21 protein-coding genes and 1 pseudogene are annotated in these 21,611 nt (G+C 41.8%); 11 read left to right on the top strand and 11 right to left on the bottom strand.

Annotated features, from left to right (window positions below):
• The first annotated feature begins 59 nt into the window (after nt 1-59).
• From I8748_RS28005 to I8748_RS27995, 4 genes are read left to right on the top strand one after another with little or no spacing between them, the layout of a single operon-like run.
• On the top strand, nt 60-272 hold the full coding sequence (locus I8748_RS28005; protein ID WP_198127833.1) for a type II toxin-antitoxin system HicB family antitoxin: 213 nt from the start codon (nt 60-62) through the stop codon (nt 270-272).
• Between the two features lie 16 nt (nt 273-288).
• Nucleotides 289-414: a hypothetical protein gene (locus tag I8748_RS35875; RefSeq protein WP_263976885.1), complete on the top strand. Its 126-nt coding sequence runs from the start codon at nt 289-291 to the stop codon at nt 412-414.
• Nucleotides 415-451: 37 nt separating this feature from the next.
• Nucleotides 452-1,027, top strand: coding sequence for a Uma2 family endonuclease (locus I8748_RS28000; RefSeq protein ID WP_198127776.1), 576 nt, complete (start codon nt 452-454; stop codon nt 1,025-1,027).
• 12 nt (nt 1,028-1,039) lie between these two features.
• Nucleotides 1,040-1,222 carry a helix-turn-helix domain-containing protein gene (locus I8748_RS27995; RefSeq protein WP_225896573.1) on the top strand — a complete coding sequence of 61 codons (183 nt, stop codon included), beginning with the start codon at nt 1,040-1,042 and terminating at the stop codon, nt 1,220-1,222.
• On the opposite strand, the gene I8748_RS27990 is transcribed toward I8748_RS27995, so the two are convergent.
• The 3 genes from I8748_RS27990 to I8748_RS27980 are packed head-to-tail and all read right to left on the bottom strand — an operon-like array spanning nt 1,208 to nt 2,023.
• Nucleotides 1,208-1,378: a type II toxin-antitoxin system VapC family toxin gene (locus I8748_RS27990; protein ID WP_225896572.1), complete on the bottom strand. Its 171-nt coding sequence runs from the start codon at nt 1,376-1,378 to the stop codon at nt 1,208-1,210. The genes I8748_RS27995 and I8748_RS27990 overlap by 15 nt on opposite strands.
• A 7-nt stretch (nt 1,379-1,385) precedes the next feature.
• Nucleotides 1,386-1,784 carry a type II toxin-antitoxin system VapC family toxin gene (locus tag I8748_RS27985; RefSeq protein WP_198127775.1) on the bottom strand — a complete coding sequence of 133 codons (399 nt, stop codon included), beginning with the start codon at nt 1,782-1,784 and terminating at the stop codon, nt 1,386-1,388.
• A 5-nt stretch (nt 1,785-1,789) separates the two neighbouring features.
• Nucleotides 1,790-2,023 (bottom strand): hypothetical protein, encoded by a 234-nt coding sequence (locus I8748_RS27980; protein WP_198127774.1) that lies wholly within the window; start codon nt 2,021-2,023, stop codon nt 1,790-1,792.
• Between the two features lie 329 nt (nt 2,024-2,352).
• On the opposite strand from I8748_RS27980, the gene I8748_RS27975 reads away from it, so the two are divergent.
• The gene (locus I8748_RS27975; protein ID WP_198127773.1) at nt 2,353-2,928 is read left to right on the top strand and encodes a Uma2 family endonuclease; all 576 of its coding nucleotides are present in this window, start codon (nt 2,353-2,355) and stop codon (nt 2,926-2,928) included.
• A gap of 194 nt (nt 2,929-3,122) precedes the next feature.
• On the opposite strand, the gene I8748_RS27970 is transcribed toward I8748_RS27975, so the two are convergent.
• Entirely contained in the window at nt 3,123-7,370 is a 4,248-nt protein-coding gene (locus I8748_RS27970; RefSeq protein ID WP_198127832.1) for an ATP-binding protein, read from the bottom strand.
• 246 nt (nt 7,371-7,616) lie between these two features.
• Nucleotides 7,617-8,549, bottom strand: coding sequence for a histone deacetylase family protein (locus I8748_RS27965; RefSeq protein ID WP_198127772.1), 933 nt, complete (start codon nt 8,547-8,549; stop codon nt 7,617-7,619).
• 499 nt (nt 8,550-9,048) lie between these two features.
• Here I8748_RS27965 and I8748_RS27960 point away from each other — a divergent pair, with 499 nt between their 5' ends.
• Entirely contained in the window at nt 9,049-10,299 is a 1,251-nt protein-coding gene (locus tag I8748_RS27960; RefSeq protein WP_198127771.1) for a hypothetical protein, read from the top strand.
• Between the two features lie 354 nt (nt 10,300-10,653).
• Here the strand turns inward: I8748_RS27960 and I8748_RS27955 are convergent, their stop codons facing one another.
• Nucleotides 10,654-10,872, bottom strand: a complete 219-nt coding sequence (locus I8748_RS27955; RefSeq protein WP_198127770.1) for a hypothetical protein — start codon at nt 10,870-10,872, stop codon at nt 10,654-10,656.
• A 489-nt stretch (nt 10,873-11,361) separates the two neighbouring features.
• Between I8748_RS27955 and I8748_RS27950 the strand changes: the two genes are divergently transcribed.
• The 4 genes from I8748_RS27950 (at nt 11,362) to I8748_RS27935 (ending at nt 17,550) form a co-directional block, all read left to right on the top strand.
• Nucleotides 11,362-12,666 carry a chloride channel protein gene (locus I8748_RS27950; protein ID WP_318781284.1) on the top strand — a complete coding sequence of 435 codons (1,305 nt, stop codon included), beginning with the start codon at nt 11,362-11,364 and terminating at the stop codon, nt 12,664-12,666.
• Nucleotides 12,667-13,001: 335 nt separating this feature from the next.
• On the top strand, nt 13,002-15,584 hold the full coding sequence (gene gyrA, locus I8748_RS27945) for a DNA gyrase subunit A (RefSeq protein ID WP_198127769.1): 2,583 nt from the start codon (nt 13,002-13,004) through the stop codon (nt 15,582-15,584).
• The gene (lnt, locus tag I8748_RS27940; RefSeq protein WP_198127768.1) at nt 15,565-17,172 is read left to right on the top strand and encodes an apolipoprotein N-acyltransferase; all 1,608 of its coding nucleotides are present in this window, start codon (nt 15,565-15,567) and stop codon (nt 17,170-17,172) included. The genes gyrA and lnt overlap by 20 nt, the downstream gene beginning before the upstream one ends.
• Before the next feature lie 42 nt (nt 17,173-17,214).
• The gene (locus I8748_RS27935; protein ID WP_198127830.1) at nt 17,215-17,550 is read left to right on the top strand and encodes a DUF4870 domain-containing protein; all 336 of its coding nucleotides are present in this window, start codon (nt 17,215-17,217) and stop codon (nt 17,548-17,550) included.
• Between the two features lie 79 nt (nt 17,551-17,629).
• Here I8748_RS27935 and I8748_RS27930 read toward each other — a convergent pair whose 3' ends face one another.
• A complete protein-coding gene (locus I8748_RS27930; RefSeq protein ID WP_198127767.1) occupies nt 17,630-17,893 on the bottom strand; it encodes a hypothetical protein in 264 nt (87 codons plus the stop codon).
• A 956-nt stretch (nt 17,894-18,849) separates the two neighbouring features.
• Here I8748_RS27930 and I8748_RS27925 point away from each other — a divergent pair.
• A complete protein-coding gene (locus tag I8748_RS27925; RefSeq protein WP_198127766.1) occupies nt 18,850-19,980 on the top strand; it encodes a glycosyltransferase family 4 protein in 1,131 nt (376 codons plus the stop codon).
• 69 nt (nt 19,981-20,049) lie between these two features.
• On the opposite strand, the pseudogene I8748_RS36380 reads toward I8748_RS27925, so the two are convergent.
• From I8748_RS36380 to I8748_RS27910, 4 genes and pseudogenes are all read right to left on the bottom strand, one after another.
• Nucleotides 20,050-20,196, bottom strand: a pseudogene (locus I8748_RS36380) (IS5/IS1182 family transposase); the annotation flags it as partial.
• Nucleotides 20,197-20,260: 64 nt separating this feature from the next.
• Nucleotides 20,261-20,536, bottom strand: coding sequence for a Nif11-like leader peptide family natural product precursor (locus I8748_RS27915; protein ID WP_198127764.1), 276 nt, complete (start codon nt 20,534-20,536; stop codon nt 20,261-20,263).
• Between the two features lie 283 nt (nt 20,537-20,819).
• Nucleotides 20,820-20,990: a DUF6760 family protein gene (locus tag I8748_RS35870; RefSeq protein WP_318781287.1), complete on the bottom strand. Its 171-nt coding sequence runs from the start codon at nt 20,988-20,990 to the stop codon at nt 20,820-20,822.
• Nucleotides 20,972-21,349 carry a phage tail assembly protein gene (locus tag I8748_RS27910; protein WP_198127763.1) on the bottom strand — a complete coding sequence of 126 codons (378 nt, stop codon included), beginning with the start codon at nt 21,347-21,349 and terminating at the stop codon, nt 20,972-20,974. Before I8748_RS27910 ends, I8748_RS35870 begins: the two co-directional genes overlap by 19 nt.
• Nucleotides 21,350-21,611 lie beyond the last annotated feature (262 nt).

The following is a 21,611-nucleotide window of genomic DNA, read 5'->3' as shown; positions in this document are numbered from 1 at the left end:
TACAAATCTCTTCCATTAAATAACAAGTACTTTACAAAGCAATAAAATTAGAGGTCAAAATCATGCTTAGCTATGAAATAATTCTCTACTGGAGTGAAGAAGACCAAGCATTTATCGCTGAAGTACCAGAATTACCTGGATGCACTGCTGATGGTGAAACTTATATTGAAGCACTGCAAAATGTAGAAATAATAATGCAGGAGTGGATTGAAACTGCTCAAGAAGTAGGTCGTTCAATTCCTGAACCAAAACGACGCTTAATGTCTGCCTAATTAATGGTAATACGAAGTGCTTAGCCGCAAAGCAGCGAGTCAAAAGACACGCCTACCCTGTCATCATAGGATAAGCGATCGCTCTTCGGAAGTTTGGGGAGTGCGATCGCTCACTCTTCCACAACAGGCGATGGCATTATAAAATAAGTAACCTCTAGGCTTCATGCTATATCCTGCTTATGAACGCCCTAACAATCAACCTCAAACCTGTGCTGGAATTGACAGATGAGCAGTTTTTTCAGCTATGTCAGGCAAACCGCGATTTGAAGTTTGAACGCACAGCAACCGGAGAATTAATTATCATGCCACCAACCGGGGGAGAAACCGGAAATCGTAATGCTGGGCTAACTGCTCAAATTTGGATTTGGAATGAGCAATATAAACTGGGTATTGCTTTTGATTCCTCCACAGGTTTTAAACTTTCTAATGGTGCAGACCGTTCACCTGATGCTTCTTCGGTGAAACTGGAACGCTGGAATGCATTGACTCAAGAACAAAAAACAAAATTTCTCCCACTTTGTCCTGATTTTATAGTTGAGTTACTTTCACCAAGTGATAGTTTGAAAGCAACTCAAGAAAAGATGAGAGAATACCAAGATAATGGTGCGCGTTTGGGTTGGTTAATTAACCGCAACTCTCGGCAAGTTGAGATTTATCGGCAAGGACAAGAGGTTGAGGGGCTGGATTCTCCTGCTACGCTATCAGGGGAGGATATTTTGCAAGGGTTTATTTTGAATTTAGAACCGATTTGGTAAGAGTTAATAACTATGGATAATTGGCAAGATATTACTGATGATAGATTAGTAAGACCAATACATCCTGGCGAAGTAATTGCAGATATTTTAGATGATTTAGATATTAATACCGCAAGTTTTGCGGAAATATTAGGAGTATCTAATCTAACAATTCAGGAATTATTGATGGTCAAAGAGCAATTACAGCAGATATAGCAATACATCTTGGTATGGCAAACGTGCATCATTAGTTACGAAAAATGATGCACCTGCACGAATAGCAGTAGCAATCTGAATAGCATCTGGGGTTCTCAAGTTGGAATCTGCTCTTAATTGTGCAGCAGTTTCAGCGATCGCTAGGATAAACTTCATTTCCGAACTACCAAATAATACCAATCAAAGCCGACGCAGTTATATTTTGGTCGCACGTTAACAACTGCACAACATCGCCTTTACTTGCTAAAACTAACGCAGTAGCTACAATTTGCCTATCATGCATTTCATTAATAGCATATAGGCGCATAGTCATTTCAATTACATCTTTATCAAGTGGATAAATGACCACACGGGGGTCAGCTTCTACTACTGAAATTACATCTTGAGGATGAGGAATAGATGTCTTACCTCTTTCCACAATCCAAACAGCCTCAGCTAAAGTAGTTGCAGGAAGAACTAACTGTGAATCAGGATTAGAAAGGATAGCTTTAGCATTTGTACCCAAGCGTGGATTACCTTTGAGAAACCAGACAAGAGCATGAGTATCTATGACATATTTCATTATACTTATGACCAATCTAAGCTGTCCTCGCTATCCCCTTGAAATTCAGCAATTTGAAAATCTGCTTCTGTTGATTGTTGATTTCCAGAAAACATACCAAACTGCATTATTTGTTGTTTATGTTGATTTTTTTTAGGTTCTAAAAAAGTAACAATTACACGACTTTCTGAAATATCGAGCGGTAATTCTGTAAGTTGTACTTTACCATCTTTGTAAACTCCTTCAATTGATTGCAACATAATTTTTACTGCACTCAAATTTTGCTTATATGCTTGTTGACCTAAATCAACTATACACGGATCATTGTTCTAATGCGCGTCTACGCCTACCGTGCAATCATAGTATAGCCGTAGCCAGAAGTGTTAGGACAATATTGATTGCTCAAATACCTGAAATAACTGGGTTTTGACTCAGCACTCAGCACTTAGCACTTTGCTATATCAGCGATCGCTTTTAGGAATGTGCGAAGTGCGATCGCTCACATCTTGCACTTAGCCTTGGCGATTAGAATTTGATAATGGCATCATAAAATAAGTGTAATTTCTAGGCTTCATTGCCCATCCTGCTTATGAACGCCCTAACCGTCAACCTCAAACCAGTGCTGGAACTCACAGATGAGCAGTTTTTCAAGTTGTGTCAAGCAAACCAGGACTTGAAATTTGAACGTACTGCTACGGGAGAGTTAATTATCATGCCACCTACCGGAGGAGAAACGGGAAATCGTAATGGTAGACTAACTCAACAATTGATGAATTGGACTGATACTGATGGAACAGGCATTGCTTTTGATTCCTCTACCTGTTTTAAACTACCTAACGGTGCAGATCGTTCCCCTGATGCTGCTTGGATCAAGTTAGAACGATGGAATACTTTAACTGAAGAGGAAAAAGAAAAGTTTCCCCCCATTTGTCCTGATTTTGTTATTGAGTTACTTTCGCCAAGTGATAGTTTGAAAGCAACTCAAGAAAAGATGAAGGAATATCTAGATAATGGTGTAAGTTTAGGTTTTTTAATTAATCGTAAATCTCGACAAGTAGAAATCTATAGACAAGGGAAAGAGGTTGAGGTTTTGGAATCTCCTGCAACTTTATCAGGGGAAGATGTTCTCAATGGGTTTGTTTTACAATTAGAAAAAATTTGGTAATATAGTTAGGGACTGGTGACTGGTGACTGGGTGAAAAGTCTTTTTGTGTCTAGGTTTTATCATCTGTTGATGTCCTAACAGTACTGGCGACAGCTATAAATACATGAACTATGACAAATATTTGTCAGCGATCGCTCAATCTTGGACAACAAAAAATCGCCTACCGTGCAATCCTAGATAGGTAGTTTACTCTTCTATATCCTATCAATCAACGTTGTAATTGCTGTGACTAACTCTTCTGGTTCGATGGGTTTGGACAGATGCATTTGAAAGCCGGCTTTCATGGCTTGTTCAATGTTGGTTTCTCCGGCATAAGCAGTTAAAGCGATCGCTGGTATCAGTTTACTTTGCCCTGTTTGTAATGCTTTAACTTGGTGCATCAACATATAGCCATCCATCTCTGGCATTCCAATATCACTGAGTAAAATATCTGGCTGTGTTTGTGCAAATGCTTCTAGTGCATCCTTGGCTGATGCAACGGCGGTGACGCTAGCTCCAAACTGCTCTAGTACAAATGTGTGGAAGTCGCGGGTATCTGCGTCATCGTCTACGACTAAGATGTGAATGCCTGTCAGGATTTCAGTTGTCGGAGCAGTATTTAAATCAGGATTTATATCTTTTGTTGTCGCTAATTCTCTGTGAATTAATGGTAGCCTGACTGTAAAAGTCGCTCCCTGTTGTTCACCAGGACTTTCTGCCCAAACGCTCCCACCATGTAATTCTACTAGGTGACGGACAATTGCTAAGCCTAATCCCAAGCCGCCAAACTTCCGGGTTGTGGTACTGTCAGCTTGACAGAAATATTCAAACACATGAGGCAGGAATTGGGGGCTGATTCCCTTACCTGTGTCGCTGACGATAATCTGAGCTTGAGTGTCAATGCGCTCTAGGTGAATTTGTATTTTTCCTTTTTCAGGAGTGAATTTGACAGCATTCGATAATAGATTCCAGAACACTTGTTGTAAACGACCGGAATCACCCAAAACTGGCTCTACAGAAGCATCCAATATGGTTTTAATTTGAATATTTTTAGCTTCAGCTGCCAACCGCACTGTTTCCAATGCTGCTTCAATTACGAACACTAAGTTGACAGAAGCGATGTTGAGGTTAACTTTGCCTTGTAAAATTCGAGAGACATCCAGCAAATCTTCAATGAGTTGAGCTTGTAATTTAGCATTGCGCTCAATGGTGGCAATAGCATTTTTGAATGCTGTTGGCTCAAATTCACGGGTCTGTAAGAGTTTCGCCCAACCGAGAATAGGATTGAGAGGCGATCGCAATTCATGGGATAATACAGCTAAAAATTCATCTTTAATACGGTTGGCTCTTTCGGCTTCGGCTCTGGCTGTTTGCTCAAGTTGCAGCAGGCGATCGCGTTGAGCTTCTGCGGCTTTGCGTTCGGAAATGTCAATTACTGAACCGATGTAACCTTTGAACTGACCATCCTCCCCAAACCAAGGGCTACCGGCATCCATGCAATAGCGATATTCGCCGTCAGTACGCAATAAGCGGTACTCCACAACAAAAGGTTCACGGCGTTCGCTTGCTTGCAAAAACACATTCGTGCTATAATTCCAGTCCTCTGGATGTACAGCATTCAACCAGGCAAATTCCAAACCTGTGTCCTTGGTTTGACCTGTAAAATCGTACCAGCTTTTGCTGAGGAAGGTACACTTGCCATTGGTGTCTGTCACCCAGACCATGAAGGGGGCATTATCAGCCATGTTGCGGAAGCGCTCTTCATTTTCCCGCATAATTTTTTCAGCTTGTTTGCGATCGCTAATATCGGTCACAAACACACTTACACCGTCATCAAAGGGATAGATGCGATTCTCAAACCAGCGACCCCAAGTTGGATAAAAGTACTCAAATCTGACAGTGGTTTGTTGGGCGATCGCCTGATGAACTTGAGTATCAAATTCGCTGGCGACGATATCGGGAAATACTTCCCAAATGTTCCTACCTAGCAGTTCTTCCTTGGGCTTACCAACAACTTCTGCCACTCGGTCATTCACAAAGGTATAACGCCACTGGCGATCCAACACAAAAAACTGGTCTTGGATGCCAGCTACGACTCTCTCTAAATGTGCTTTTGCTACCTGGGCTTCAATTCGCAAATCTTGCTCACGTTCCATGGCCTCGTGCCGCAGCCGAGTCATTTTTAAGGCTGCCTCTACCCGCGCCAACAATTCACGGGCGGAGAACGGTTTAATCAGGTAATCATCGGCCCCTGCTTCTAACCCTTCCACCCGTGCTTCTTCTCCTGCCCTTGCCGATAGCATGATGATGGGAACTTTTCTCATCTGCGGATCGGCCCGTAATGCTTGCAACAGTCCAAAGCCATCTAGTCCAGGCATCATTACATCTGTCAATACCAAATCGGGCACACGCCCACGCGCAGCAGACAAAGCAGCCAAACCATCTCCTACAGCTTCCACCTCATACTGTTGACTTAATAGCCGCTTGACATAATCGCGCATATCTGCATTATCGTCAACTAGGAGAATGCGAGCAGGAGAGACAGGGGAAGTTGCAGAGGTAGGATAAGAATTTAATGTGTAATTTTCTGTAATATCCCCCCCTGCTCTCTTGCTCCCCTGCTCCCCTACCTCATTTGGTAGCCAACGTAAAGCTTCTTCTAAATAGGGAGTCGCGCCTAATGCAGTGGAAGCTAAGGTGCGAGTGGCATGAATCCGCTCAGTAGGTAAATGAGCCGAACCTGTGGGAATTGATACAGTAAAGCAACTACCCACTTTCACAACACTTGTCACTTGGACTGTTCCGCCATGCATTCGCACCAATTCCTGCACCAGTGACAAGCCAATTCCTGACCCTTCAAAAGTGCGTCCTTGCGCTCCTTTGACGCGGTGGAATCGTTCAAACAAGTGGGGGATTTCTGCTGCTGGGATACCAATTCCTGTATCTCGTACTGTCAACTCCACATGGTCGTTTGCCCAGTGTAAGCTGACTGCAATTTTTCCTGCCAAGGTAAATTTGAAGGCATTAGATAACAAGTTTAGGACAATCTTTTCCCACATCTCCCGATCCACATACACTGGTGCTGGCAGAGGAGGACAATTGATTGATAACTGCATTCCGGCTCGTTCTACCGCTGAACGAAATACACTCGCTAGTTCTGCGGTGAAAGTAGCAAGGTCGGTGGGTTCGTATGATGCTTGAACGCGTCCAGCTTCAATACGCGAGAAATCTAACAGAGTATTTACCAGTTTCAAAAGGCGCAGTCCGTTACGTTGCACCATTTCTAACTGTTCTCGTTCATGGGGTGGTAACACGTTGGCACAATTAATTAAGGTTTCCTCTAGTGGCCCCAACATCAGAGTTAGGGGGGTACGGAATTCGTGACTGACGTTGCTGAAAAAGACAGTTTTCGCACGGTCAATTTCTGCTAACGCTTCGGCACGTTTGCGTTCTTCTTCGTAAGCTTGAGCATTGGCGATGCTGGCTGCGATTTGAGATGCAACCAGTTCGAGAAATCCTCTATAGTTGTTGTCGAACAGCCTAAACGGGTTCAAACCAGCAATTAGTATACCAGCTTTTCCTGTCTGGCCGGATGGTGCAATGGGTACAGCCACAGCTTGATGGGGCGATCGCTGCCAAACACCACAAGGTAAATTACTAAAATACGCTGGCAAATTTTCCACCAAGCTGGCTTTATGGGTTTTGATAACTTCGCCAAAGGGCCAAATTCCATCAGCATCAAGAGCGACTGTTTCAGGGGCTGCTACATGGTTTTGCTCGATACCACACCTTCCAGCCAAAAAAACCTGCTGTTTATCTGGCTCAACCAGATAAATCATGGCAAAGGGTAAATCGTAAGGGTTGGTTTCCAAACAATTCACACTCAGCGTGCAGGCTGACTCGAATGTCCGTGCATCTGCTGTCCTAGCCGCCAGTTCTCGCAACAGTGTCAACTGACGTTCACCAATGATCCGCTGGGTGTCATCTGTATTCGCGCAGATAATCCCACCTGTGTTGCCTTGGTCATTAGGAATCGGGCTATATGAAAATGTGTAATAAGTTTCCTCCGGGTAGCCAAAGCGCTCCATAATCAACAGCAGCGCTTCATCGTAAGTACCCTCATTCTTCAGCATCGCTGATTCTGCACGAGGCCCTATCTGATCCCAGATCTCGCGCCACACATACTCAGCTGGCTGACCTAGTGCTTCTGGATGTTTACCGCCAATAATAGCCTTGTAAGCGTCATTATATAGATTTATGAGTTCTTCGCCCCACCAAACAAACATTGCTTGACGGGAGGTGAGCATAATCCGCACGGCAGTTTTCAAGCTCTGGGGCCACTGGTGTGTTGGGCCAAGAGAGGTTTTCGACCAGTCCCGTTCCCGCATCCGCGCCCCCATTTCACCCCCACCGAGAAGGAAATTCACATCAGCGTTGCTTGCTGAGGTTGACTCGTTCTTCATCCCTTGCTCTTGATTGGTCATGCTTGTGTTACACAGCAATAGCTATGATTATCTCCTATCAAAATTATTTGTGGGGAAGACGCTAATATTTTTAAACATGCATTTTCAGGCATATATATAATAGCGCCTTTGTGCGGCAGTCGCTACCCTACGTTTTTGCAGGAGAGCGAACAAGTCGGCTAAACTGCAAGGGCACGCTGCCTTATCTTTGCGTGAAGTGAATTCATCTTTGAAATCACCAACGCCTTAAATATCCTCTGAAATTAAGCACTGTTCAATTGTTGCTAAAACTGATTGAGAAAGTGTTGAAAAATCGTAGCCACCTTCCAAGCCAAATATAATTTTACGAGTTAGTCCTAAACAATATTCTGTGAATAAAGCATAATCTTCTGGTTGTAAATTGATACTTGCCAAAGGGTCTTCTGCATTAGCATCATAACCGGCACTGACAATCAATAAATCCGCTTGAAAGTTGGCTAAAAATGGTACTACCTTTGTTTCCCAGAGTGGCTGATATACACTGATGTCACTACCAGGAGGTATTGGTAAATTTAAGACATTATTATGAAAGCCACGCTCAGTTGCTTTGCCTGTACCGGGATAACAGGGATACTGATGTAGAGAACAGTAGGCAATTTGTGGGTTAGTTTCCACGATCGCTTGAGTACCATTACCATGATGTACATCCCAATCAAGGACAGCAACGCGGTTAATTCCTGGTTGTTCTAGGGCATATAAAGCTGCGATCGCGGCATTGGAAAATAAACAAAAGCCCATTCCGGCATCACTTTCAGCATGGTGTCCTGGTGGACGTGCTAAAACAAAAGCCGGATTGGCTGTTCCTAGCACTGCATCAACTCCATCTAGCCAAGCACTCACCGCCAACAATGCCACATCATAACTGCGCGGTGAAACAGGCGTATCACCATCTAAATAACCTCCGCCAGTAGAGGCTATTTCCCAAAGTTTTTTAATGTAAGCTGGGGTATGAGCCTTGACCAACAAAGGCATCAGCGATGGTTTTTCTGCTACTGGTGTGGGTGCAAGCCAAGCAAGTTTTTCTGCAAAGACAGCTTTTTTTAGAGTATTGGCGATCGCCGTCAAGCGTTCTGGTGTTTCTGGATGGTATCTTCCAGTTTTGTGTTCCAGAAATTCGTCAGAATAAATGATTGGCAGCATAAGCCGGATTTCTCACAAATGTATATTTAATTGTTTTGTTACAGCTATTTTAGCTTTAGAACTAATAATAGCAGGTGCATCCAGGGCAAAAAATCCATCCTTACCCTATTACTTTACTTAGACTAATAGCAAATATAGCAGCCCTCTTTTTATTTTTATAGTAAAAATATTCTTATAGAAAACATATAGATACAAATCCATCTCAACTAAGTTCGGAAATTGCAGGTTTTATTTTTGAAAACTTAATTAATCTACAATCAGGTTAATTACCATTTTTTAATTTAAGCAGTACACCAAAATAAATATAAAATAAGTAACTAAAAACTAGACAAATAATGTGGGCGGCATATAATGAAGTAAGAATTCTAATTTTATACAATTTGAAAAAATGCGATAAATGGAATCACAGAACCTATACTAAGTAAGTAATTACCAATCCAAAATCTAAAATCCAAAATAGTATCCGCTACATAAATTTTCATATTTAATCTATTTGTCTATGAAGTTAAAATTAATGAAATCTGCAATTGCTGTGATTATTGTTGGTACAGGTTTTTTGGGAACAACCTATGTTAAAACATCTGCCACAAACCCTGTACAACTTACACAACAAGCTGTTCAACTGCGAACTCAAGGCCCAGGGGGTTTAGAAAAGTTTATCAGCACCTACGCCAAAGAACTTAATAATCCTTCACCCCAAATGCGTCAAGCTTTAGACGCACTTTGCCAACAAAAAGATTGTTACGCCTCTAAACTTTACTGGTACACTGACTTAGAACAGGCAAAAACCGCAGCCAAAGCCAGTGGTAAACCTATTCTTTCACTGCGTTTACTGGGAAGACTTAACGAAGATTTAAGTTGCGCTAACAGCCGTTTTTTCCGTATCGCTTTATATCCTAATGCAGAAATATCTCAATACCTGCGGCAAAACTATATTTTACACTGGCAATCTGTACGTTCAGCACCGAAAGTAACTATAGACTTTGGTGATGGACGCAAGTTAGAACGCACAATTACAGGCAATAGTATTCACTATATTTTAGATAGTTCTGGTCGTCCTGTTGATGCAATTCCAGGTTTATATAGTCCCTCTGCTTTTCTGCGTCAGTTAATTGATGGCGAAAAAGCAGTGAAAGAATCTACTAAATATCAAGGTACAGCACGGGAAAAATTTTTACGTGAATACCATCGTCAGCGTTTAATAGCTATTCAACGTCAATGGAATGAGGATTTAACAAAATTGGGAATCGCCACACCGCCACGTTTATTAGAAACGCCTCCTGATAATAATTCACCCAACGCTTCCACTGCGGGAACTCTTGCTGTGACTAAAATGGCTATAGAAGCACCCATGTTGAGGAATTTGTCTTCTACAGGTTTGAAAGAAATTACTGATGAAGCGACATGGCGGCGTATCGCTCAACTATATAGAAATAATGTCAAATTAGATAAAAATAGCATTGCTTTGATTGCTTCTAAACGTTTTGAAAAAGGAAATGCTGAAAGTTTGCAGCGTGTGGTAAGCAATTTTGAAGCAGCAATGGCTGTGGATACTGTGAGAAATGAATATATGCTACATGGGCAAATTCATCAATGGTTTATAGCAAATGATCAAACAAGTGATGTTAATACATTGAATGAAAAAGTCTATGCAGAATTGTTTTTAACACCTAATTCTGATCCTTGGTTGGGATTGATGAGTAATGACAGTTATAGTGCAATTGATAATGATGGAGTGAGTAAAAGATAGATTTGCTCACCTAAAAATATTGCGCTAAATTAGTCCGCTCATGTTACTGGCGTGACACAACTAAAATAATACAATAAATTTTCTTGTGGGCAGACCGGACAGCCTGTCAATAAAGGACGGGTGAGACGCCCATCCTACAAGAGTTTTATCATGTACTATTTTAACGTGAGTTCGATGAACCTCTCCCCAACCCCTCTTTGACGCAGAGAGGGGCTTTAAAATTCTGGATAAATAACGAAAAATTAAGGTTTTGAAGCCTCTCTCCTTTCAGGGGAGAGGTTTGGAGAGGGGTCTTTTAAATCTATCGAACTCACGTTATTTTAGTCTTGTCAGGCTACTAGCAAAATATTCTGTCTACTCTTTGGTGAAACCAATCATTTCATCGGTTGGTTCATCTAGCATTTCTGGTACTAAAGCGGGGTTACTCCTACGTTCTTCAGGCGATTGTTGGCGGATGACATCATCAATTTTTGGAGGATGTTTAATCATGTCAAGTACCTCTGGACTTAATTGTGATGCATCACTTTCTGGATTTTCCTTTTCGGCTTGACTAGGAACTGTTTCGTGATTCATAAATATTATCTCTTAGTTCTAGGCCAAGCTTAAGAGATGCTGTTGTTAAGTACACACTATCTTGGGACTTAAGAAACCATTGATAAAGTAAATCTTAAGGTAGGGTGTCTTATGGTTTTGCTATCACCCACTATGTAAATATACGTGAGTTTGATGAACCTCTCCCCAACCCCTCTCCGACGCGGATATTGGCTCTAAGTTCCTTGGTTAGTAACGTAAAATCAAGTTTTTGAAGCCTCTCCCCTGGAAGGAGAGAGGAATGGAAGCGGGGCTTTTAAAATCCGTCGAACTCACGTTAAATATTGGTGCGTCATAGGGCTTTCATCATGGTTTTTGCGACAACCTTCACGAGTAAGTATGCAATTTTCAAGCATAATAGCTGAATCCGCTTGAGACTGAAGATGATTCATTGAAGACAAATTGCGTTTAACATAAAAAACGTGAATATTCAGTATCATCCGTTTCATTACGTTAAATAGGAAAACAGCTGTGTTCTCAGATAAGCCCCCCACTAGCAATCAAACTCAACGTTGGAAATTTTTGCAACTTTTTGGACTGGTAAGGCGTAATCCTGTGATGCTTTCCAAATGGGTGTTGCGTTGGGCAATTGTGGGGGCTGTAAGTGGTCTGTTTGCTGGGCTGTACTGGAATGTTCTAGAACTGATAACTCACCAGCTGCAAAGATTTGAGGGTCTGAGTTTGCTAATAGTAATGCCGCTAGCTGGTTTAATTATTGGCTTGGTGATTCATTTTCTGGGAAATCCTGGCGAAATCGCTGTGATTGTCAATAATATTCATTTTCGTGGTGGACGCCTAGATCCAAGCAAAAATCCCTCAATGCTTCTGGCTTCGTTAGTTAGCATTGCAGCAGGCGGTAGTGCTGGCCCAGAAGCCCCATTAGTACAGGTTACAGGTTCTTTTGGAACTTGGGTAGGCGATCGCTTAAAACTCCAAGGAGAAGACTTTAGATCCATGAGTCTGGCGGCGATGGCTGCTGGCTTTACTGCCTTATTTGGCGCACCCCTTGGCGGTGCGATGTTCGCTTTGGAGATTTTGCACCATCAGCATATTCTGGAATATTACGAAGCCTTGATGCCAGCTATTGTAGCCAGTTGTGCTAGTTATTTGGTGTTTACATTCATTACTCACTTGGGAATTGCACCAACTTGGTATTTCCCGCAGTATCGCTTAGAGAACATCGATGATTTTGCTGTTGCTATCCTGTTTGGCATCATCGGGGCGGTGGCGGGATGGATTTTTATGAGTATTTTTCGGGCTTGTCATCACCTCTTCGCCCGTATTCCCGGCCCCATTTATTTACACACCACAATAGCAGGACTAGGACTTGGCAGTTTGGCAGCTTTCTTGCCGCTAACCCGTTATTTTGGACATGAAGAGTTACAATCAGTTCTGACGACTAACTTTTCTGCTGTTTTCCTCTTAGTTCTCGCTCTTAGTAAAATGGTTGCCATCAGTATGACAGTCACAGGTGGCTGGCGTGGTGGATTCATTATCCCTCTGTTTTTCACTGGTGCTTGTATAGGCAAAGCTGTAGCAATATTAATTCCTGGACTCAATCCTGCCCTAGCCATGATCTGTACAATGGCGGCTATCAATGCAGCTGTGACACGCACACCCATCAGTACGACTTTGCTATTATCAAAACTAACTAACTTCAGTCCCTTAACACCAATTCTATTTGCTAGTTTGATGGGATTTTTTCTGGCTCCCAAAGTTCCCTTAATCGCATCCCAACTTAAGATACAAGAATCTTTTGAAGAAATTAAAAATTAAAAATTAAAAATTAATCTGGAATTTCAAGTATTAATTGAAATTAGCAGATTTAATTAATTCTTTTCCAAAAAGATTTGCAGCGATATATTTAATAAAATTTTGAACTCTGATGGCGAGATACGAAGCAATCCCAAGCTTGTGCAATCAATCTTTCACAATCCCAAATTTCCAAGCCAAAATCCCAAATTGTCTAAGTTAGCTCTCTCGGCAAAAGCATAGTAAATTGTGTTAAAATTGTAGCAAAATATGGCAATTATTCAAGAGAAATTTGGCAAAATTTTGCGCTTTGTCAACTGTAAGGGCTACAATCTACATTTTTTGGAGTTTTTTAGATTATGACAACCTCACAGGAGAGGATTATCCCAACAGATCTGCGGAACGAAATGTCCCGGTCTTATCTAGAATACGCCATGAGTGTAATAGTGGGGCGGGCGCTGCCAGATGCCAGGGATGGTCTTAAACCTGTGCATCGTCGCATCCTCTACGCCATGCACGAGTTGGGACTCACTCACGATCGCCCCTTTCGGAAATGTGCCCGTGTAGTCGGGGAAGTGCTAGGTAAATATCACCCCCACGGCGACACAGCAGTGTATGATGCCTTGGTACGGATGGCGCAGGATTTTTCCATGCGATCGCCCCTAATTAATGGTCATGGTAACTTTGGTTCGGTGGACAACGACCCCCCAGCGGCAATGCGATACACAGAATGCCGCTTGCAAGCTTTAACCAGTGCCGCCCTACTGCAAGACATCGAATCGGAAACCGTAGACTTTGCTGATAACTTCGACGGTTCCCAACAAGAACCTACAGTATTACCATCACGCATACCCCAACTGCTGCTGAATGGTTCTTCTGGTATCGCCGTCGGGATGGCTACAAACATTCCTCCCCACAACTTAGGCGAATTAATCGATGGCTTAGTGGCATTAATTCACAATCCAGAAATCACCGATTTGCAGTTAATGCAGTATGTCCACGGCCCAGACTTCCCCACCGGGGCGCAAATTCTGGGAACGGCAGCCATTAAAGAAGCCTACACCACCGGGCGCGGTTCCATCACCATGCGCGGCGTCGCCAACATAGAAACCATCGAACAGCGGGGACGACCGGAAAGAGAAGCAATCATCATCACCGAATTGCCCTATCAAACCAACAAAGCAGCACTAATTGAAAAAATTGCCGAGTTGGTCAATGATAAACGTATAGAAGGAATCGCAGATATCCGCGATGAAAGCGATCGCGACGGAATGCGGATCGTCATCGAACTCAAGCGCGATGCCTATCCCCGCGTAGTTTTGAACAACCTCTACAAGCAAACGCCACTCCAAGCCAACTTTGGCGCCAATATGTTGGCGTTGGTGAATGGCGAACCCCAAATCCTCACCCTCAAGCAGTTCCTAGACGTCTTCCTCGATTTCCGCATCGAATCCATTACCAGACGCACCCGCTACGAACTGCGGAAAGCTGAAGAACGCGACCATATTTTACAAGGTTTATTAATTGCCCTAGCACATTTAGATGCAATTATTAACTTAATTCGTCATGCTCCTGATGCACCCACAGCTAAAGGCGAGTTAATCACAACTTACGGTCTTTCGGAAGTGCAAGCTGACGCAATTTTGCAGATGCAACTGCGACGCTTGACAGCTTTAGAAGCAGACAAAATCCGACAAGAACACGAAGACTTGCAAGCCCAGATCGCTGATTTGCAGGATATTTTAGCACGGCGCGAAAGAATACTAGAAATCATAGAAACCGAAGTCAGCCAAATCAAAACCAGCTTTGCCACACCCCGCCGCACAGTCATCACCCACGCCGAAGGGGAAATAGATGAACGCGATTTGATTGCCAATGAAAAAGCAATCATTCTGCTCACAGAGCAAGGTTACATCAAAAGAATGCCAGTCAACACCTTTGAAGCGCAAAGCCGTGCTACCAGAGGTAAAGCCGCAGCCAAAGTCAAAGATGATGACACCGTAGAACATTTCTTAACTTGCTGCGACCACGATAGCGTTTTATTCTTTAGCGATCGCGGCGTCGTCTACTGCCTGAAAGCTTATCAAATTCCCGTGGGTTCCCGTACCAGTCGCGGCACACCCATCGTGCAAATGTTGCCCATCCCCAAAGAAGAAAAAATCACCTCCATTGTACCTGTTGACGAATTTAGCGACGACGTATATCTGGTGATGCTGACTAAAGGCGGCAACATCAAGAAAACCGAATTGTCAGCATTTAGTAACATTAGAGCCAACGGCTTAATAGCCATTTCCCTAGAAGAAGGTGACCAACTGCGGTGGGTGCGACGTGCCAGAGTCGAGGACAGCATAATAATTGGTTCTCGTCAAGGGATGGCGATTCACTTCCGCTGTACCCATGAACAACTACGCCCCTTGGGTAGGGCAACTCGTGGGGTAAAAGCCATGAAGCTGAAAAATAACGATGAATTGGTGGGGATGGATATTCTACCCGCAGCCATTCTCGACACTCTGGCTACAGATGTAGCTGAAGTCGAAGAAGTAGAAACAGAAGAAATCGAAACCAACGAGGAAGTTACAGAAGTACCAGGGAACGGTAACGTCGGCCCTTGGGTATTAGTAATAACCATCGGCGGCTATGGCAAACGCGTACCAGTTGCCCAATTCCGACTGCAAAATCGTGCCGGACAAGGTTTAATGGCAACCAAATTCAAAAACCGCAAAACCAAAGACCAATTAGCAACCCTGGGCATTGTCAACTGCGACGATGAAATCATGATGGTGACAAATCGCGGTATCATTATCCGGCAAGCCGTCAACGCCATTTCAGTACAATCGCGATCGGCAACTGGTGTGAGAGTGCAACGTCTCGACGAAGATGATGCAATCACGGGCGTGGCAATAGTTCCTCCCGATGCAGGCGATGCAGAAGAAGCTGAGTAAAAAGCAGGGAGAAGGTTTATCCTTACTCCCCTACTTGATTGCCTTAAGTAGCGGCGTTTTGATGGGGCTAACCGTAGCCCCAGTAGACGCATGGTTCCTAGCCTGGATTGCCCTAGCGCCCCTGTGGGTGCTAGTTATCACTTCAGCCAAACATAAAAACCAATCCCCTCCAGCCTCCCCTGCCCTCTTCTGGGGAATTGGTTATCACGGAGTCGCCCTATTTTGGATTACCGGCATTCATCCAATGGATTGGTTGGGCGTTCCTTGGTGGCCGAGTTTGGCAATCACCCTGTTTTGTTGGTCATTCATCAGCCTCTACGGAGGCGTATTCGTCGCCATTTGGGCGGCTGTGATGGCTCGTGCTGCCAAGCAAAAACCGTGGCTACGTATTCTAATAGGCACATCAATTTGGTGTGGCTTAGAAGCCCTTTGGAGCGCAGGCCCCTTGTGGTGGAGTTCCCTAGCATACACCCAAAGCCCACACAACCTGATTATTTTACACCTCGGTCAACTCTCCGGTACCACTACCATCACAGCAACCATAGTCGCCATCAACGGCTTAATAGCCGAAGCATGGATTAACCGCCAAGGCGCCAAGAATCTCTCTGCGTCCTCCGCGCCTTGGCGGTTCGTAAATCCCTATCTAGCGATCGCCACAACACTACTAATCACCCTACACCTAATTGGCTTGGCTTTATACTCTCAACCCATCGCCCAACCACCAGCAGCAGCATTAAAAATAGGAGTAATTCAAGGTAACATCCCCAACAAAATTAAACTAACTCCCGAAGGTTTGCGTCGTGCAATTACAGGTTACACCAACGGCTATTTAACCTTAGTAAATCAAGGTGTAAATGCAGTTCTCACCCCAGAAGGAGCCATGCCTTTTTTCCAACGCGACTTAGCAGCAACTCCCTTAATCTCCGCAGTGAAAGAAAAAGGCGTAGTCGCTTGGGTTGGTGCATTTGGAGAACGAGGACGCAGCTATACAAATAGCTTATTTACCGTTATTGGTAGCGGTGAAATTACCAGTCGTTACGACAAATCCAAATTAGTACCACTTGGGGAATATATTCCCTTTGAAAGTATTTTAGGTGGTATAATTAGCCGTTTATCCCCACTCGATGAACATCAAGTACCAGGCGCAGCCAATCAAATTTTTGACACACCTTTTGGGCGGGCGATCGTTGGTATTTGTTACGAATCAGCTTTTCCTGAACAATTTCGCCGCCAAGCTGGGGCGGGTGGGCAATTTATTCTCAGTTCCTCTAACGATGCCCATTACAGTGCATCTATGCCATTTCAGCATCATGCACAGGATATCATGCGGGCAATTGAAACTGATAGATGGACAGCACGGGCGACTAACACAGGATATTCAGCTTTTGTAGATCCTCACGGCAGAACCTTGTGGATATCTCGATATAATACCTACGAAACTCACGCCGAAACTATTTATCGTCGGCAAACACAGACCTTTTACGTGCGTTGGGGTGATTGGTTGACACCTTTATTGTTAGGGTTAGGTGCTTTAGCATGGGGATGTAATATCTTCTGGCAGAATGATGGCAATACCAAGTTGAGGTAATTAAAATTGAATCCATCACGTCTCTGTAGGAGCGATGGTGGCATGGAAAACTTCGAGCAACGCAGGCTTTTATCCGCCCTGAGTCATGGAGCCATATTTTTTAGTTCTACCATAGTCTCCATTGGCATACCCATTGCAATTTTTTTAATCAACGAAGACCCTGTTGTTAAAGAAAATGCCAGAGAATCTCTGAATTTCCATATTAACCTTTACATCTATGCGGTTATTTTTGGATTACTGGTTTTCGTGGGAATTGGTATTGTATTGTTGATTGTGTTGTGGGTAGTTAGTCTGATTATGCCAATTATTGCTATCATCAGGGTTTTGAAAGAACCGAATGTACCCTACCGCTACCCCTTAATTTTTCGTTTTTTGTAGTCAGAACAAGGCGATGTTTGAGTCTGTGCGCTAAGATAAATCAAACAGCGATCGCCTAATATGGCATTATCTGCTGCCATCACCAACCAATGCTAGAAGTTAGACTATTAGTCAAACCAGCAGTTAGAGTAGCAGTTAGACCAGTATTTAGACTTGCGGTTACACCGACAGTTACACCGACAGTTACACCAGCAGTTACACCGACAGTTACACAAGCAGTTACACCACCACCATATACAGCCATAGAATCTATCTCGCTGAGGTCATTGAGAAATGTTTCCGAATCTTGAAAAAGTTGATAGCCAACGGTATGTAACTCCGAAAAAATAATACTATTTGCCATAATTGTGTTCTCAATACTTACTTTTTAGGTAAGTTGTTTTTGCAAAAGTGAAGCTTTTGTAGCTCAATTAATAATGCAAATTATATTCAGCTAAATGAATATAATCAAGGTTATAAACCTGTTTTAATAGACATAAATAAAGGGATATAAAATTATTTATGCTCAAAGAGGTATTGACAAAAATTATTTATATCCAAATAGGTATTGACAAAATATGCTCTCTTTTAAATTGCGTTAAATACAGTTAACAGTATTATATAAAGACTTTATGAGCTTGATTGTTGCTTTTGAAAAAATGTCTTTAGCTTCGATTATAAAAATAACTTAACTTATGTCATTTTCAGTACGATTAGCTATAATATGATTGTTTTTACCCAAAAGCAATAATTGTGTTTTTGGCAAGAATAATATGCTTTTTTGTCAAAAAATAACTAAATTTAGCGCAATATCACTTTTTAATCAGATCACAAAATATCTCTGAGCAAAGGTTAAATTGAAGTTGATGTTCATTTGGGGTATACATAAATATTTTTAATAATTTTAAAATGTGAAGTTTTAGTAAAGATGTTTATTTAGCATATGAATAATGATAAATAATTATTCATGTTCAATAAACTCAAGCCCACATAAATAAAACCCATCTAATTGAACAGGCTATATTCTGATAGCAGAGCATTTTGACAATCAAATACAAACAGTAGCAAGAATTATTTTTGAATAAAGAAGGAAAAGTTTGTTTTGATCTATTAAGCATATAGCTCAAAGTTAAATACTGATAATGTGGAAAAATCACATGAATAAACTAATATCACGTTATTTAGTATTAGCTGAATAATTAATTGAGTTTGAGTTCAAGATCGCATTGCTGGAACTCAAGGCAAAGTAACGGCAGATGTAGCAGCAGTTAAGTTCTGGAGTGAATTATGGTTAGAGTTTTACAAACTGATAATTATGGAATGGATTTTAATTCTCCCAGAGTTTCAAGACACGAAATCATTAAAACCAAATTTTTTCCTTTGAGAAAAATCTATCAACCGTTAGATGGCTTAGGGTTTTGGTTACCTGTTAATCAAACCTATGACGTAATTCATACGTTTAATAGAATTCCTCTGACTAACAAACCTTGGATAGTCACATTTGAATCAGCACTACCCCGCACATATGGAGACAGTACAGGTCAAATAACAAATTTATTGCGAACTAGGTTAGCGCTTGATAATTGTTACAAAATTATTGCTATGTCTGATTATGCTAAATTGAGATTCATTGAATACAACAAAGGCTGGAATTTATTAGAACAAGTTACTAAAAAAATAGAGGTCATTCATCCAAATGTTCCCATACAAGCCAGCCGAGCTAAAACCTATGATAAAACTCAAGCCTTGCAAATTTTATTTGTTGGGAATGATTTTGTCAGAAAGGGAGGGCTGGTAGCTTTAAGGTTGGCAAAAAAAGCTAAAGCTGCGGGAATACCTCTAGTGATGCATATAGTGTCTAAGATGAATTATGGGAAGAGTGTCTACACAGATCATCCTAATGAAAAGCTCTATGAAGATGATTTAAAGCTACTGACTAGCTTAGATAATGTAGTATTTCATGGAAAGCAGCCTAACAACGTTGTGATGAGACTAATGGCTGAGAGTCACTTTAGTATGCTGATGACACTCCATGATACTTATGGATATAGTGTAATTGAAGGTTTTTCAGTTGGAACACCAGCAATCACAACAAATGTCTGTGCTATTCCTGAGTTTGTACATCACAAGAAAAATGGGTATGTTATTCCTTTAGAACTCAAGCAGCGAAGTTGGACTAACTTAAGACATCAAGATAGCAGTGACGAATATTGGAAAATTTTAGACGACACTTGTGAAGATTTAGCTGAGCGTATTTTAGAAATATTAGTTAGAGAAATTTTTGAACAACCCGCAAATTATGAACTCCTCAGTGCAGGAGCTTTAAAACGGGCTAACATAGCTCATAATAGTGAAACAATCGGTAGTTATTTAGATAATTTGTACGAACAAGCTCTGAATTTTGAAAAATGTGAGGATAAACGAACTTTATTGAGTCGTATTAGGCCATAACCTCAATCATTTAATTTGACACGAATTGTTGCTGAAGTAGGTAAATTTTCATCATTTTGCGCTCAACAGGGCAATCGCCACAGTAGAGTGTTGCGATCGCCCTAAATCTTGTCGCAGTTGGTGACGTACAAGACCTGTGAATTTTTTGCCAGAAGCCAAAGCGATTGCCAATGCGTGAAAGTAACCGTACACAACAGTGTACGGTGGTAGGCTATTCTGAGTAAACCAAGGCTTTATTCTCTTTAGATTTTCTTTACGAATCAGCTCTAATTTCTGTCCTTTAAGTATTTCGTGAAACACTATAAGATAACTGCCCATCTTCTGATAGATTCAGTGAATTCTTAATCAATTTTGGCTCACTTTCAAACAACATTTGGTCTAGCTCTCTTTCAGTAAATTTATAACCAATATTAGTAGCAAAATTGACAATTTTAGCTTTGTCCCAATGACAACTGCCGAAAAACCCTCGCTGACAACATTTATTTAAATATTGTTTATAAATAGCTTGATCAGATATCAAAACGTCATAAAAAGCATTAACCTGCTCTAGTGACATGAAATTTTATCTCCTGAAATTTTGATTTTCTTATTTGCTAACAATTACATTGATTCACCAGATAATTCCGGCTTTAATCATCCAGCTTTAAAAACTTTTTATTTCTTCCAAAAAAGAAAATTTGAGATCACCTAAGTAGGAGCCAACAGGGAAGAAGATTCGCAGCGGGTGGCGATCGCCACAAATCGTACATTCCTACGCTTGTGTAATATCATGTTCGCGCTTATTACTTATAATTGGGAGTATGTGTACAGAAACCGTACTACCTCACCGCAGTGGCTTCTCAAGTCGAGTGTTGCTGTTTAATTTTGTCTATCTCTGCTACCCAGCGCCGCCGACTCTCATGCTCTAAATTGAGAATATCTGTTAACGACCAATGAAAGTGATAAGCAATACAAGCTACCTCCTCATGCATTTGCTCTGAGGGGTAGCTTACTACTCCCCCGCTAAAGATAACTCCACACTGAAATTATTATTACATCTGGGACATTGTACAGGGATATCTGCGTTACCCTGCTGATTAATTCGATTGTAAAATTCCCTTAAGTAAGCAAGGTCACGGCTAAAGAGATTTTCTAACAATTCTGGTGTCACTGATGATAGTTCACCCAAACGTGTAATTACAAGTGACAGTGTTACCAAGACTCCATAAACTGGTTCTTTTTGGACACGATGGTCTTTTTGTACACAAATTTCATCCCTAGCAGTTGTGAGTCGCATTACTCCTTGACGATGCACTTTTCCAGAAGCATCTATCAAGCCTTTGGGGAGAATGAAATCAAATTCTGTTTGTAGTACGTTTTGATTATTCATATTCTCTCAATATACAGCGTTTTGCTTTTAAGTGAGGTACAAAACATAGGACTCAAAATCTGACTTTTCACGTTATCTGGAAAAAGGGACAGGGTGTGAGCTGTGGGGTGTGGTAAAACTTTCATAATTTCCCCTACACCCTGCATCGACGAGGGTTTTAAGACTTACCGTGAAAAGTCAGAAAACCCATAGCTTTTGTACTTCACACCAACGAAAACTGCAATATCATATTTTTTGACAAACAGAGAACTTTTTGAGCTAT

Source organism: Amazonocrinis nigriterrae CENA67 (genome assembly GCF_016056305.1).
Classification (GTDB): Bacteria; Cyanobacteriota; Cyanobacteriia; order Cyanobacteriales; family Nostocaceae; genus Amazonocrinis; species Amazonocrinis nigriterrae.
The sequence above is the reverse complement of the archived record's forward strand: the minus strand, read 5'-3'. Positions and strand labels throughout refer to the sequence as shown.

Bases quoted from the DNA above. Each gene is read 5' to 3' on its own strand.
- I8748_RS28000 (WP_198127776.1), top strand. From the start codon at position 452: ATGAACGCCCTAACAATCAACCTCAAACCTGTGCTGGAATTGACAGAT.
- I8748_RS27995 (WP_225896573.1), top strand. From the start codon at position 1,040: ATGGATAATTGGCAAGATATTACTGATGATAGATTAGTAAGACCAATA.
- I8748_RS27990 (WP_225896572.1), bottom strand. From the start codon at position 1,378: ATGAAGTTTATCCTAGCGATCGCTGAAACTGCTGCACAATTAAGAGCA.
- I8748_RS27985 (WP_198127775.1), bottom strand. From the start codon at position 1,784: ATGAAATATGTCATAGATACTCATGCTCTTGTCTGGTTTCTCAAAGGT.
- I8748_RS27980 (WP_198127774.1), bottom strand. From the start codon at position 2,023: ATGTTGCAATCAATTGAAGGAGTTTACAAAGATGGTAAAGTACAACTT.
- I8748_RS27975 (WP_198127773.1), top strand. From the start codon at position 2,353: ATGAACGCCCTAACCGTCAACCTCAAACCAGTGCTGGAACTCACAGAT.
- I8748_RS27970 (WP_198127832.1), bottom strand. From the start codon at position 7,370: ATGAAGAACGAGTCAACCTCAGCAAGCAACGCTGATGTGAATTTCCTT.
- I8748_RS27965 (WP_198127772.1), bottom strand. From the start codon at position 8,549: ATGCTGCCAATCATTTATTCTGACGAATTTCTGGAACACAAAACTGGA.
- I8748_RS27960 (WP_198127771.1), top strand. From the start codon at position 9,049: ATGAAGTTAAAATTAATGAAATCTGCAATTGCTGTGATTATTGTTGGT.
- I8748_RS27955 (WP_198127770.1), bottom strand. From the start codon at position 10,872: ATGAATCACGAAACAGTTCCTAGTCAAGCCGAAAAGGAAAATCCAGAA.
- gyrA (WP_198127769.1), top strand. From the start codon at position 13,002: ATGACAACCTCACAGGAGAGGATTATCCCAACAGATCTGCGGAACGAA.
- lnt (WP_198127768.1), top strand. From the start codon at position 15,565: ATGCAGAAGAAGCTGAGTAAAAAGCAGGGAGAAGGTTTATCCTTACTC.
- I8748_RS27935 (WP_198127830.1), top strand. From the start codon at position 17,215: ATGGAAAACTTCGAGCAACGCAGGCTTTTATCCGCCCTGAGTCATGGA.
- I8748_RS27930 (WP_198127767.1), bottom strand. From the start codon at position 17,893: ATGGCAAATAGTATTATTTTTTCGGAGTTACATACCGTTGGCTATCAA.
- I8748_RS27925 (WP_198127766.1), top strand. From the start codon at position 18,850: ATGGATTTTAATTCTCCCAGAGTTTCAAGACACGAAATCATTAAAACC.
- I8748_RS27915 (WP_198127764.1), bottom strand. From the start codon at position 20,536: ATGTCACTAGAGCAGGTTAATGCTTTTTATGACGTTTTGATATCTGAT.
- I8748_RS27910 (WP_198127763.1), bottom strand. From the start codon at position 21,349: ATGAATAATCAAAACGTACTACAAACAGAATTTGATTTCATTCTCCCC.